A 12,174-nucleotide genomic window follows, 5' to 3' on the forward strand; every position below is an offset into this window, starting at 1 on the left:
CCGTCACCGCTGGGTGGTCGAGAGAACCGTGTCCTGGCTGACCGGCTGCCGCCGCCTGCACCGCCGTTACGAGCGCAAGCCCGAGCACTTCCTTGCCTTCGTCGGCATCGCTGCGGCACTCATCAGCTATCGCAAACTCACCAACTGAAACAACGTCTTATTGGAAGAGCAGCTACCTGCTGTTCCCAACCGTCCGGGAAGTCACTGTTGTAATGGATCCGAGGAGTCGAGCATGGGAAGCGTGTGAGTCCGCCCCAGCACCAGCAGGAAGGACCTCAGCCATGACGATCAGTTCGGATTCGGGCGCGGACAGCCTGGCCGCAATCGAAGCGAGGCTCGACCGGCGCCGCGACCAGTACGCGCTGCCCGAAGGGCATATCGCAGAGGCGGCCTCACCGTGGCTCCCCTTCGCCCCACAGGTGATGATCAGGCATTTGACGTTCGACATCCGCAGTAACTCGGCCGCGAACGTCCTGTGGGTGCAGGCCGGCGGAACACTGGGCCGCCACCGCCACCGTGGCCCCGTCTCCGGCTACGTACTCGACGGGAGTTGGCGCTACCTGGAGTACGACTGGGTCGGCCGGCCGGGCGACTTCATCCGGGAAAGCCCGGGCCGTACCCACACCTTGGTCTCCGACGAGGGCATGAAGACCGTCTTCTGGCTGAATGGGCCGGTGGAGTTCCTTGACGAGCAGGGCCAGGTGAGCGAGGTGATCGATGTCTTCTGGTTCATCGACCACTACGAGCGCGGCTGCCAGGAACAGGGCATTCCCATTAACCGCGCGCTGTATCTGTGATACCTCGTGTTCCCGGCCTCGGGGACACGAGGATGTGTCGACCGCGGTTTCGGTTTTCGACCGGTGGGGCGCGACCGGCCCGTCCCAACGCCCGAACGGCTCACCGGCCGCATCATCGTATCCATCCGGCTCCGCCTGTGCACCGGCACCGGTGCCGGCCAGAGCAACCCCAACGGCCTCTGCAAGATCCCGGCAAGAACTATCACAACGCCAAGGAAGCAGCGCGCCGGAACATCCGCGATGAATGGGAGCCCTTCCGAAGGGACATCTTCGAGGCGTACAAGAACAGCAATTGCCGCGGCGCACGGATCCTGTGCACCCTCACGCACGACGACCCCCGTCAAGGAGTGCAAAGACATTCACGCGATGAGTGCGGGAGGCGGGAGCGGGCGGGGATACTGCCGATGGCAGACGGCCGTCGCACCTCGCTCCCCGTCTTCCCGCTCCCCGTCCCTCCGCCTCTCCGTCTCTCCGTCTCTCCGCTCTATAGGGCTCGCCTCGTGGCCTTCGGCCGAGACCCGCCCGGAGTTCTGCGCGGGAGGCTTCGGCCTACGCCAGGCTTGCCGTCTGGGCGGCGTTGTAGACGGCCTGTTCCTCGGCGCCGAAGTGGGTGGAGCTCATGTTGGGGCCCTGCACCCAGCCGAGGATGCCGATGATCTGGGCGGGATCGTCGTAGCGGGAGAAGACTCCGACCTGGAGGCCCGCCCCCGTGGTGGGGTCGAAGTTCTGGAGCAGGGCGCCGCCGCTGCAGCCTGGCGACTGCGCGCCGGCCATCACGTCGTTGTAGTAGACGGGGTCGTTCCGGGTGGTGCCTTGGGTGACCATGAGGCTGCGGCCGTCGAAGGTCCGCTGGAGTTTGGCGGGCACGTTGCCGGGGCGGTAGTAGTTGCGTTCGTTGATCGTCGGGTAGCCGAAGATGTGGTTGGTCTGGTTCTGCGGCTGGTTGAAGCCGACGTCCTGGCCTCCGGTGACCTCGCCGATCGGGCGCGGGTCGTCGGGGTTGGCGACCAGGACCGCGGCCATGTCACGCCCCAGCAGCCAGTCGGCGCTCTGGCTCCAGGTGTTGGTGATCCACTGGCGGGTTACTCCCCAGACGCCGTACGGGGCGATGTCCTTGCCGGGAAGTTCCGTGCTGGAAGGGTTGCGGGGCAGGTTCGCTCCGTTGAAGCCCGGGACGAAGACCATGTTGGTGGCGACGACGTTCCCGAAGCCCACGTTGAGCGGGGTGTGGATGCGCAGGCAGTGGGCGGCGGTCAGCACGACGCTGCGGTTGGCGCTGTTGACCACGTTGCCGGAGCACGAGGACGTCGAGACGGCGCCGGTCTCCACGTCCGTGTACTCCATGAAGACCTTGCCGGCGGTGCGCGAGACCAGACCGTGCTTCCGCGGCCACGGCTTGCTGAGGTCGTCCCAGCCGCCCGGGGGCGGGGTCGCGTCCCGGTCCTCGTTGTTGAGGCCGGCGTCGGCCATCTTCCCGAGGGTCCAGTACTCCACTTCGCTCCTGAGCCGCTGCTCGTAGTCGGGACCGGCCGGGACCAGCGGGCGCAGCTCGAACGCGGGGACATCGGCCCGTGCCGGTGGCGCCGCGGTGAGCAGCGCGGCCACCAGCGCGAGCAGGCCGAGTACGGCGGTGATCGCACGTCTTGACGGCATTCCGATGAGCAAGGCTTTCCCCTCCTTGGGGGTGGTCCGTTCCTTGGGGTGGTCCGTGCAGACGGATCGGTGGGACACGGACGACGCCGGCTTCTGCCTTCCGGTGCGGGACCCGCGCCGGACGACCGGCCTCACGGGTTGGTGGTGACCTCGAAGCCTGCTCCGTAGACGCCGGCGGGTACGGCGGTGTCCCGGGCGCGCAGGTCGGCGAGGATGTTGGCCGAGCTGGTGTACTCGAACGGCGGCAAGGACAAGGTGATCGCCTTGGTGATGCCGGCCCAGGGCCCGGCGGCCTGGAAGTTGTTGTCCTGAGAGGGGAGTTCGGTTCCCGGTACGTGCCAGATGGCCGGTCCGCCCGAGTCACCCGTCAGGTTCGCGGCCGCCGATCGGTAGATGCCGCCGGTGTTGTCCATGATGGTTCCGAACCACACACCCGTCTGACCCGACACGATCAGTTCGTTGTCGCCGGTGGCGAGCAGCCGCTCGGTGTCGAGTGCGGGGTGCGGGGCGTTCGGGCTGACGGCCCCGCCGGGGACCTTCACCTCGCTGGTCTGCTTCAGGTAGGGGCCCTGCGAGGAGAGCGTCACCTGCGGGACCAGCTCGATGACCATGTAGTCCTTGGTCATGTGGCCGGTGTCCGAGCCCTCGGGGTCCTTGAAGTAGCGCACGTACCCGATCGGGCCGAATTCGGTGTCCGCCCGGTCGTACACGGGCGCGACGTTGTCGTGGATCTCGCGGTCCGCGTACGTGCCTTCGGGATCCTTGAGGCAGTGGCCCGCCGAAATGGCGATGTGGTGGCCGTACTTGTCCGTGCCCACCGCGCCGACCGTGCAAAAGGCAAACGGCAATGACGGGCTGAAGAGGATCTGCATCCCGTTGTGGACGCGCTTGCCCGCCTCGGCCCGGGCGGCGCCGACTCCCACGGTCCAGATGACCGTGAGGCTCAGCAGCAGAAGACACAGTCGTCTGAGCATGTACGGAATCCTGTCTGTCGGGAGCGGAAGCTCAGGCGGTGGCGAAGGCCGCTTCGAGCCGCGGGACGAAGTCCACGAGGTCCTGTGCCCAGCAGCCGCTGGTGTGGCCGCCGTCGCACGTGTCGCCCCAGCCGGATCCGTCGCCGTAGTCCACGTAGTGCGAGGGGTAACCGAGTTGGTCCAGGTGTTCCTTGGCGTGCTGGGACGCCGACTGCACCCAGAACTCGGGCTCGGTGGCGCTGCCCTTGCCGTTGCCGGTATAGATCGACACGCCCATCCCGGCCCGGGCCAGGACGTCCATGTGCGAGACCGGGTCCGCCTCGTTCCAGCGCCAGTCGGCGCCCAGGATCGGGTACGGCGTACCGAAGACCGCGTCGCTGGACACGGGGGGCCCGAAATCGAGGCTGCACGTGGGGTTGGAATTGCCGCACAGCGGGGCGCCGATATTGGTGAGCGTCGCGACGACGGCCGCGCGCATGACAGCGTGGTTCATCGAGAGTTCGTTGGCGCCGGAGAGTGTGGCGACCTGGCTGAACAGGTCGGGATGCCGCTGGGCGTAGTGCAGGGAGCCGAAACCGCCCATCGAGAGGCCGGCGACGGCCCGCGCCTTCTTGGTGGGGTTGGTGCGGAGGTTGGCGTCGATGAACGGGATCACCTGGCTGATGTGGAAGTTCTCCCAGTTCTGCGCACCGGCGACGGTCTTCTGGTCGAGCCAGTTGGTGTACCAGCCCCGTCGGCCCCCGTCCGGAATCACCGTGATCATCGACTGTGCCGCGGTGAGGGCCGGATAGGCCACGTTCGGGTTGCCCGGATCGTCGGACGCGCCGTGCAGGAAGTACAGCACCGGGTAGCGCTTGCCGGGATGGTCGGCGTAGTCGGCGGGCAGCAGGATCCGGATACGGTGCTCGCCGGCGACCTCGGGTGTGGTCACCGTGACCACGAAGTTGGTGGCGGAGCCGGTGGCGCTGCCGACCTGCGTCAGGCCGAAGCCGTCGGTCATCTCCGGCGGGCGTGGGCCCGAGGCACTGGCGTGCGCGGACGGCAGGCCCAGGAGAAGCAGAGCCGCCGCCATGGTGACGGCTGCTGCCTTTGCCGCCTTCGCACGCAGGAGCCGGACAGGCAGAACTGATCTCATCAGTGGTCCTCGGGGTGGGCTGGGTATCAGGGGTGCCATGGGACGGGTGGGCCGACCGGTCACGGAGAATCTCACCGCATCACTCCGCGTGACGCCATACGGTACGGGTGGCGCAGTTGGGCCACTGGCGCGAGTGCGCTATCCGCGCAGTAGGCTCCGGTGGCCGGACGGACCGGCTCCGGTACGGCGAGGGGGAAGTCGTGCACGACGTGTTGGATCCGGACTCCGACCGCGGACGGGTGTATCGGGCCCTGGTCGGTCACCCGCACGAGTCCGCCGGGCAGTTGGCGGCCCGGGCCGGATTGAGCGAGACCGCCGTTCGGGCGGTGCTCAAGGAACTCGCCGCCGAGGACCTCGTCGCGACGACGAACCCCGGTTCCGCGGGGGCCCGGTGGGAAGCGGCGCCGCCGTCACAGGTCGTCGAGGCACTGCTGCGGCGCGATGACGCCGTACGGGCGGTCCTGCGCCAGACCGGTACGGAGCTGGAACGTCTCTACCGCTTCGCCAGGAGGGATGTCGGTCACTACGGCGCGCTGGAAGTAGTGGAGGACGCAGCACGCGTCCTGGCGATCAGCCGGCAGCTCCAACAGTCGGCGCGCCGGCAGATCCGGGTCATCGACGTGCCACCGTACTCCGGAACGTCCGACCACTACATCGCCCAGGAAACTCTGCAGCGCGAACGCATGGCCGCCGGAGTCGTCTACCGCGCCATCTACCACGGCTCCGCGTTCGACGACCCTGTCGCATGGCCCAACATGGCCCGCATGATCGAGGCCGGGGAACAAGCACGGACCCTGGACGACCCGCCCATGAAACTGGCCATCAGCGACAACACCCTGGCGGTGGTCACCCTCGCCGCCGACGACCACCCCGGGGTGGTCTCCCTCCTGATACGTCCATCCAGCCTGTTCCAGGCACTGTCCAACGTCTTCGAGTCTCTGTGGAGACTCGCCGTTCCGGTATCGACGGCGGGCATCGGCACGCAGATCGACGCCCGGGACCGCCAGATCCTCACCCTCATGGCCAGCGGCGCCACCGACGACGCGATCGCCCGGCACCTGGGCGTGGGCCGCCGCACCGTCGTACGCCGCGTCTCGGCACTCCTGGACAGGCTGGGCGCCACCACCCGTTTCCAGGCGGGGGTTCAGGCGGCGCGGCGCGGCTGGCTCTGAGGACGTCGGCGCCCGTCCTTCGCCGGGCCCCTCCCCCGGTGAGACACCCGGTGAACAGATCCCGCAGTCCCGTCCGCCGTCGCCTACAGCACGACCATCAGCACCTCGGCCAGAACCTGAGCGCCGACGCGTACGGGCTCCGCCGGACGGAAGCTGGGCATCCGCAGCGCTGTTCCAGCCGTCGTTCCGCGGGGGCCTGTCGCGCGAATGACAGGGCCTTATACGTGTCCAGACGGCTGGCGGGCGGCATGCGGACGACACCGCGCCGCTCCTTCACGCCGGCGCGGCTGCAAGGCGTGCTCCGCCACCGCCCCGTGCCCTACCATCCCGGGGCACAGGCGTTCGCGCAACGCCCGTACGAGACTGTTGCCGTCCGTGCCCAGAAAAGAGGGATGCGACGCGGTGGACGAGGAGCAGGCAGAGGGAACTCCGGCGGCTTCGGCAAAACTCAACCTCATCGACTTCGCGCACACCTTCGGGCCGGAGAGGATGGGCGAGGAGCAGGTCCGCAAGTACCAGGACCGCTTCGACAAGGGCATGGCGAGCCTGATCGCCGAGGTGGAGACGGCCGGCGCCGGAGCTCGTGAGGCGGCGGTCGCGAGCGCGTGATCGCCTGTGTCAGTCGTGGCTCAGTCGGCCGAGCTGACCGAGATGGCCGAGTTCGCCGCGCTGGGTGAGCGGGGCGTGCTGGTTCGTCGCGAACCGCTGGTCGCCACCGCGCTCAGCGGCCTCCCTCTCGGCGCGGTTGCCCCGCCCTCCGACCCACCGGTACACGGCGCACCCGCGCGCGGCAGGCGCGGCTGGCCCGACCGCTCACCGTAACGGTTGGCGTGCCCTAGTAGTTCGTCGCATGAACCCTTCCGGTGGTTATCGGCGAGGAACTACCGGAAGGTTCTGCAAATTCGGCAGGCCACGCCTCCTCGGCGGTCTACGGTACGGACACGCCGCGGCTGCCTTCGCGGTCCTGTAAGGAGGAACCCTGTGTCATCGTCCTGCGACCCCCAGCATGCTCCCGCCGGCGATGTGGGCGCAGCCCTCATGATGATCGACTCTCGGCTCAGAAGCATCCACGGCGGCAAGACCGAGACCGACCCCGAAGAACAGGCGCTGATCGACCAGTTCACCGCGTCCCTGGGGCCCAAGGGAGCCAGGGACTTGCTGGACGGCGCCTGCACGCTCATTTACATGTACATGAACTGGCTGCGGATGGCCTACGAGGACCACGACAAGGACGTCATCGAGTACGTGGTGCCCAACCTCGTCGCCACGATGCGCATGATGCCCAGGAGCGTTCGCCCCGAGGTCATCCCCACCATGGCCGGCCTGCTCGTCGCGGCGGGGACCGGCCTGAGCCCCAACCTGTGGCGCAACCAGTACGGAAGCTGGACCAAGGACGAGATGCCCTCCCTCGAGGTCACCACCTTCCTGCTCGCGGAACACATCAACCGCCTCACCGACGACCCCGACTTCGCCACCCGCTTGATCAGCGAAGCCCTGTCCCACGCGGAAGAAGACTGACGCGCCGCGTCCCGGTGACTCACGGTGACCTCCGCTCCGGGGCGCCTCCCTCGCAGCCCCCGTCCGCGGCCCTCGCGGGCGGAGGCTTTGCCATGTCCGGTGCCTGCCGGTTCCCGGCAAGGCCCTCGATGTCGATCACGACCCCGGCGGGACTGCCGTGATTTTTGCGCGTCAGGCGCCACCCGGTGCGCTCTTGCGCAGGCCCTCCCAGAGCCTTCGAACGTCCGCTGCGGGGTTGTCGAGCACGGCGGGTGTGGTGTCGTTCAGGAGCATGACGGATCGCCGTTCGGCGTAGGCGGGCCAGTGCGGCAGCGTGCCGTCGGAGGTGCCGGTACCGGTGGGGCGGCCGGTACGGGCGAAGGAGACCCATGCCGTGCGCATGCGGTCGGAGAGTTCCTGCGGGGCACCGGGGCCGGTGAGAGGGGCGCAGAGGTTGCCGAAGACGAAGCCGATCTCCGCCATGTGGCAGGCGCCCAGGGCACCGTCGAGAGCGGGCAAGGGCTGCGCGAACTCGTATACGAAGGTGTCGGCTCCGTGAGTGGCGCGGGCCTCGGCCACACGTAGGGCCGGAATGCGGTAGGCGTGGTCGGTCATGGCGGCGGACAGCAGGTCGCCGGGGGTGGCGCCGGGATGTGCCGCTGCGTACACGCGGCGGGCCTCGGCGGGGTCGAGGCCGAGGCCTGCGAGGAAGCCGTGGAGGACCTCGTCGGTGATGCGCGGGCCGATTTCCAGCGGGACGAGGAAGAGACGGAACTCGTCGCTGGTCGTTCCGGTGAGCAGGTCGATGTCCTGGCCGGCTCCGTCGGCGAGGGCGTCGATCGGGCGCCGGGGCAGTGTGGTGCCGTCCACGACGGGCAGCACGGTGGTGCCGCCGCCTGCCGATTCGCCCCACTGCCCGGAGTCGTCGGCCCGCGCGATCTCCCGGCTCAGGGCATCGTTGGCCGCCATGAGCCGCTCGGGCGGCAGGGCGGCCAGGGCCTCGTACGTCGGCTCGGCACCGGCGAGGGCGGCCAGCCGCTCGGTGATGCGCCGGGCGAGGTGTTCGGGGTGGCTGTGGTGGCCGGCGCCGCTCTGAGTGATCGCGCGGCGGAACAGGCCCTGGGCTCGCGGCATGGTCATGAGCGCGGTGATGCTGATGGCACCGGCGGACTGGCCGAAGACGGTGACGTTGTCCGGGTCGCCCCCGAATCCGGCGACGTTGTCGCGGACCCAATCCAGCGCGGCGATCTGGTCGAGGAGGCCGAGGTTGGACGTACCGTCGGGCAGCAGCAGGAATCCTTCCGCGCCGAGCCGGTAATTGAGGGTGACGCATACGACGCCCTCGGCGGCGAGCCGCGCGCCGTCGTAGGAGGGCAGGGAACCGGTTCCGTTGCGAAATGCGCCGCCATGGATCCAGACCATCACCGGAAGCCCTCCCGCGGTGCGGCCCGGGGCCGGTGTCCACACGTTGAGATTCAGGCAGTCCTCGCCCTGGTCCGCTGCTTCTTCCAGCAGGCCGGCCATCGCGGGGAGATAACCGGGTTGAGGGGCGCAGGGGCCTGGGGCGAACGTATCGCGTATTCCTGTCCATGGCTGCGGTGGCTCGGGAGGCCGCAGGCGCCGCGGGCCGAACGGCGGTGCCGCATAGGGAATGCCGGTGAACGCCGTGACGTCACCTGTGGTCCGCCCGCGAATCCGGCCTGCCGTGGTGGGAATGGTGACGTGCAAGGGGGCCTCACTATGCGGTGGTTCTTTCCTGTGCATCGTCACCGCGTTCCCGGCGGGCGGGCAACTCAATTTCGAGCGGCACTCTTCCGCAGGCGCTGCGCCAGCGCGCCGCTCCATCGGTGGTTTCCCCGCCGGCAGTGGGGGTGCGAAGCCTGCTACGGGGCTTGGAGCGAGCCGCCAGCCGCGAGTCGCGCTCCAAGCCCCGTGACACGGCCTCTCGCAAGGCTCCCGGCAGGGGTGCTCGGTCACCCGGAGCTGCGTGGTGCCCCGTACCAGCGCCAGGTCGTACGGCGGGGCCGCTCGGGTGTCCCGATGCGTCCGGTGGCCCACAGCAAGGTGGACGAGGCGCTGTCGATGACGTATACGTCGGGGAACAGCCGGTCGAGGACCCGTTGGCTCAGGTCCTCCGGTGGTTCCCCGTCGCGCCCGACGCCCTGAGCGATGTCGTAGGTGTGAACGAGGGTTTCGACGACGCCCATGGCCGCGAATCCCTCCGGGTCGGAGGCGCCGAAAACATGCGGGGCCAACACCGTGGCAGCGGTACTGTCCACGACGGTCGCGAGCAGTCCGCCGCATGCCTCGACAACGGTCAACAGCCCTTCAGGCCCCGCTGACAGGTCACCGAAGATGACGTTGCCCGGCCCCTCGGGGCGGTCTTGGGAAATGCGCAGAGGTATGTGCGGAACGTCCATCGGTCGCGCGAGACCAAAGCGCAGCGCGTAGGTGAGCAGGTCGTCCGCGAGGTGTTCCAGCGTTTCCCAGCATGTCCACTCCAGGTCGCCGGACCGAGCACGCCACTGGTCAGAGGGAATACCCGAGAGGGACTCGACGCAGTGGGCGACAGCTTCACGCACATGCCGCCCGCTCACGAGGGTATTTGATTCTGTCATTCGGGCAGGTTACTTGGGTGGGCGCGTCAATGCTCTTTCCAGCGGGGCTACGTTGCAGGAGGGGCTGGCCCGGGTCAGGCGGCTGCGCCGAACAGGTCGGCGAGCAGACCCGCGCCATCGGCGGGTGCGCGCACCTCGAAGTGGAGGCAGTGGTCGTCGAAGTGGAGGAGGAAGTCGAAGAACGGGCAGCACTGCTGCTCGGCGGCGGCGAGTTCGGCAACCGCTCCGGCCCGGTCGGCGGGCAGGGTCAGTCGCGTCCCGTCGGTGATGGCGCTGCGGTCGGCTCCGTCGAGGACCTGATGCCATTGCCGGACGCGCTCGGTGATGCTGTCGCCAGCCAGCGAGCATGCCACGGGGGCGCTCCGCCAGCGTTCCGGTTGCTGCTCTGCGGCCTGACTGTGGGGGGCGGGAGTTTCGTCGACCGGGTCGGCTGCGGGCCGGACCAGCGGACCGCCGAAAGCGCACCCGGAGTCACAGGGTCCGGCTCGGTCGGGCAGGGCGTCCAGGTGTTCCAGCGCGGCGTGCAGCGAGGCGGTGAACGCGGTCAGCTCCGCGACGCGGTGTTCGGACTCGTCCAGCCGGGCGGCGATCCGGGGCCGCAGGTCGGCTTTCACCTCGTGGCAGGCACCGCCTTCCCATACGGCGAGGAGTTCGCCGATCTCCGCCAGAGGCAGGCCGAGGTGCTTGGCGGCGCCGATGAACGCCAGGCGGTCCACGGCGTCCTCGCCGTAGGCCCGGTACCCGGCCGCAGTGCGGTCGGCAGGCAGCAATCCTGCGCTCTCGTAGAAGCGCAGGGTCGTGGCCGGGACGCCGCAGCGTTCGGCGAGTTCGGAGATCTTCATGATGCTCACGCCTTCGACGGTAATCCTTCTACCTGACTCGAAGGTCAAGGGCATGGGGCGGTCGACGGCCGACGGCGGATGTCAGGCCCGCGCTCACTGAGGCAGGGACTGGGTGACGCCCCACAAGCGGCGGGGCAGGTCGCCTTCCTCGAAGGCGTGGACCTGGTTGAGGGTCCAGCCGTCGGCGAGGGAGTCGACGAGGTGACGGGGGAAGAAGTGCACGGCGAAGCCACCGTGTTCGTAGATGTCGTCGCCGTGGGCGGTTCCGGCGCCGTAGTGGGCGTCGCCGGTGTGCCGGACGGTGTAGACGAGGGTCCCGCCGGGCCGCAGTACGCGGCGGACCTCGGCGGCCAGCGCTTGGACGTCCTTGGTCGACAGGGCCATGCAGAGCAGCATGTGCGCGAAGGCCGCGTCGACGGAGGCGTCCGGCAGGGAAAGCGGGTCGCGCACATCGTGGACGACGGTACTCAGCCGCGCGGCGACACCCTGCTCCTGGGCGGCTCGCCGGAGCTGCTTCAGGCCGACGGGCCTGAAATCGGTGGCCTGGGCGGTGAAGCCCTCGCGGGCGAAGTACAGGGAGTCCCGGCCGTGCCCGGCACCCAGCTCCAGCACGTCCTTCGCTCCGGCCGCGCGGAAGACGAGCGCGGCGTGAACCGCGGGCGAGGAGGGCTTTTCGCCGTACATGCCGGGGTGGGTGGTGTAGGTGTTCTGCCAGTGCTGTCGCTGGGCCTCGGCCAGTTCCTGGACGTCGTCGGCCAGTTCCCTGGCGTCGTCGGTCATGCCTGTTCGCTCCCCCCGGATCTGGCGGATCTGGCGGATCTGGCGGATCTGGCGGTCAGCCTAGAGGGCACTGGTCAGGGCCTGGCGGAGCTGGTCGGCTGTGGGGGCGCCCGCCAGGCCGTCGGGGGTCCGGTAGAGGCGGCAGGACAGGCCGGGTGCCCGGCCCGGCTCCTCGAAGGGGTCCCGGCCGTTGATCAGGATGGTCGGCGACCCGGTGAAGCGCGCGCCCTCGGCGCCGGCGTTATCGGTAATGGGGTGCGTCTGAAACGCCACGTCGTGCAGACCGAGCTGGTCGAGCGCATGGCGGAGTCGGTCGGCTGCGATCCCGGCGTTCGGACAGCCGGGAACGATCAGCAGGTCGAGCTTCATGCCGTCCTTGGGCACATGTCGCGTCCTTGGGGGCGTTGCATCCTGGGGCATGTGGTATCCCCTCCGGGGGTGGTTCAGCAGTCGCAGCCCGGTCGGCAGCCGCAGGGGGCAGCAACCGTGACGGCAGTCGGCGCCGCGTGGCCCTTGGCCGGCGCGCAGCAGCCCTTGCCCTGCCAGGCGTCGCGGCCTTCCTTGACGGCGATCGCGGCGATGACGAGGGCGGCGACCGGATCGGCCCAGGTCCAGCCGAGCAGCCAGTTGGCCAGCAGACCGGCCAGGAGCACGGCGGAGAGATACGTGCACAGCAGGGTCTGCTTGGAGTCGGCGACCGCGGAGG

Annotated in this window: 14 protein-coding genes and 1 pseudogene; 6 read left to right on the plus strand and 9 right to left on the minus strand. The window is 69.1% G+C overall.

The genetic code is table 11. The annotated features are described in order from the left end of the window. Together ACH4FX_RS42655 and ACH4FX_RS42660 are read left to right on the plus strand one after the other, a co-directional pair. Positions 1–148: transposase (locus ACH4FX_RS42655; protein ID WP_398487283.1), on the plus strand; the 148-nt coding region annotated here is incomplete at its 5' end. Between the two features lie 133 nt (positions 149–281). Beyond that, positions 282–797, plus strand: coding sequence for a 2,4'-dihydroxyacetophenone dioxygenase family protein (locus ACH4FX_RS42660; protein ID WP_398487265.1), 516 nt, complete (start codon positions 282–284; stop codon positions 795–797). 549 nt (positions 798–1,346) lie between these two features. Here the strand turns inward: ACH4FX_RS42660 and ACH4FX_RS42665 are convergent. The 3 genes from ACH4FX_RS42665 to ACH4FX_RS42675 are packed head-to-tail and all read right to left on the minus strand — an operon-like array spanning position 1,347 to position 4,496. Further along, entirely contained in the window at positions 1,347–2,528 is a 1,182-nt protein-coding gene (locus tag ACH4FX_RS42665; protein ID WP_398487267.1) for a trypsin-like serine peptidase, read from the minus strand. A gap of 53 nt (positions 2,529–2,581) precedes the next feature. Further along, on the minus strand, positions 2,582–3,424 hold the full coding sequence (locus ACH4FX_RS42670) for a hypothetical protein (RefSeq protein ID WP_398487269.1): 843 nt from the start codon (positions 3,422–3,424) through the stop codon (positions 2,582–2,584). 31 nt (positions 3,425–3,455) lie between these two features. Next, positions 3,456–4,496, minus strand: coding sequence for an alpha/beta hydrolase (locus ACH4FX_RS42675; protein ID WP_398487284.1), 1,041 nt, complete (start codon positions 4,494–4,496; stop codon positions 3,456–3,458). Between the two features lie 263 nt (positions 4,497–4,759). On the opposite strand from ACH4FX_RS42675, the gene ACH4FX_RS42680 reads away from it, so the two are divergent. The 4 genes from ACH4FX_RS42680 (at position 4,760) to ACH4FX_RS42695 (ending at position 7,249) form a co-directional block, all read left to right on the plus strand. Continuing rightward, positions 4,760–5,731, plus strand: coding sequence for a LuxR C-terminal-related transcriptional regulator (locus ACH4FX_RS42680; protein ID WP_398487270.1), 972 nt, complete (start codon positions 4,760–4,762; stop codon positions 5,729–5,731). Between the two features lie 375 nt (positions 5,732–6,106). After that, positions 6,107–6,340, plus strand: coding sequence for a hypothetical protein (locus ACH4FX_RS42685; RefSeq protein WP_398487272.1), 234 nt, complete (start codon positions 6,107–6,109; stop codon positions 6,338–6,340). Between the two features lie 15 nt (positions 6,341–6,355). Then, on the plus strand, positions 6,356–6,553 hold the full coding sequence (locus ACH4FX_RS42690; protein WP_398487273.1) for a hypothetical protein: 198 nt from the start codon (positions 6,356–6,358) through the stop codon (positions 6,551–6,553). A 159-nt stretch (positions 6,554–6,712) separates the two neighbouring features. Next, positions 6,713–7,249, plus strand: a complete 537-nt coding sequence (locus ACH4FX_RS42695) for a hypothetical protein (RefSeq protein WP_398487275.1) — start codon at positions 6,713–6,715, stop codon at positions 7,247–7,249. Positions 7,250–7,420: 171 nt separating this feature from the next. Here the strand turns inward: ACH4FX_RS42695 and ACH4FX_RS42700 are convergent, their stop codons facing one another. From ACH4FX_RS42700 to ACH4FX_RS42725, 6 genes and pseudogenes are all read right to left on the minus strand, one after another. Further along, entirely contained in the window at positions 7,421–8,992 is a 1,572-nt protein-coding gene (locus ACH4FX_RS42700) for a carboxylesterase/lipase family protein (protein ID WP_398487276.1), read from the minus strand. Positions 8,993–9,201: 209 nt separating this feature from the next. Beyond that, on the minus strand, positions 9,202–9,846 hold the full coding sequence (locus ACH4FX_RS42705) for a DinB family protein (protein ID WP_398487278.1): 645 nt from the start codon (positions 9,844–9,846) through the stop codon (positions 9,202–9,204). Between the two features lie 74 nt (positions 9,847–9,920). Beyond that, the gene (locus tag ACH4FX_RS42710) at positions 9,921–10,688 is read right to left on the minus strand and encodes a MerR family transcriptional regulator (RefSeq protein WP_398487285.1); all 768 of its coding nucleotides are present in this window, start codon (positions 10,686–10,688) and stop codon (positions 9,921–9,923) included. 93 nt (positions 10,689–10,781) lie between these two features. Beyond that, positions 10,782–11,468, minus strand: a complete 687-nt coding sequence (locus ACH4FX_RS42715; protein WP_398487280.1) for a class I SAM-dependent methyltransferase — start codon at positions 11,466–11,468, stop codon at positions 10,782–10,784. 60 nt (positions 11,469–11,528) lie between these two features. Next, positions 11,529–11,852, minus strand: coding sequence for a hypothetical protein (locus tag ACH4FX_RS42720; protein WP_398487281.1), 324 nt, complete (start codon positions 11,850–11,852; stop codon positions 11,529–11,531). Positions 11,853–11,911: 59 nt separating this feature from the next. Next, a pseudogene (locus ACH4FX_RS42725) lies at positions 11,912–12,174 on the minus strand (cation transporter); the annotation flags it as partial.

Source organism: Streptomyces sp. NPDC018019, from assembly GCF_044327805.1.
Classification (GTDB): domain Bacteria; phylum Actinomycetota; class Actinomycetes; order Streptomycetales; family Streptomycetaceae; genus Streptomyces.

What these genes read in the sequence shown, in the direction of transcription:
- ACH4FX_RS42675 (WP_398487284.1), bottom strand. Translation starts at nt 4,496, where the DNA reads ATGGCGGCGGCTCTGCTTCTCCTGGGCCTGCCGTCCGCGCACGCCAGT.
- ACH4FX_RS42705 (WP_398487278.1), bottom strand. Translation starts at nt 9,846, where the DNA reads ATGACAGAATCAAATACCCTCGTGAGCGGGCGGCATGTGCGTGAAGCT.
- ACH4FX_RS42715 (WP_398487280.1), bottom strand. Translation starts at nt 11,468, where the DNA reads ATGACCGACGACGCCAGGGAACTGGCCGACGACGTCCAGGAACTGGCC.
- ACH4FX_RS42660 (WP_398487265.1), top strand. Translation starts at nt 282, where the DNA reads ATGACGATCAGTTCGGATTCGGGCGCGGACAGCCTGGCCGCAATCGAA.
- ACH4FX_RS42710 (WP_398487285.1), bottom strand. Translation starts at nt 10,688, where the DNA reads ATGAAGATCTCCGAACTCGCCGAACGCTGCGGCGTCCCGGCCACGACC.
- ACH4FX_RS42670 (WP_398487269.1), bottom strand. Translation starts at nt 3,424, where the DNA reads ATGCTCAGACGACTGTGTCTTCTGCTGCTGAGCCTCACGGTCATCTGG.
- ACH4FX_RS42700 (WP_398487276.1), bottom strand. Translation starts at nt 8,992, where the DNA reads ATGCACAGGAAAGAACCACCGCATAGTGAGGCCCCCTTGCACGTCACC.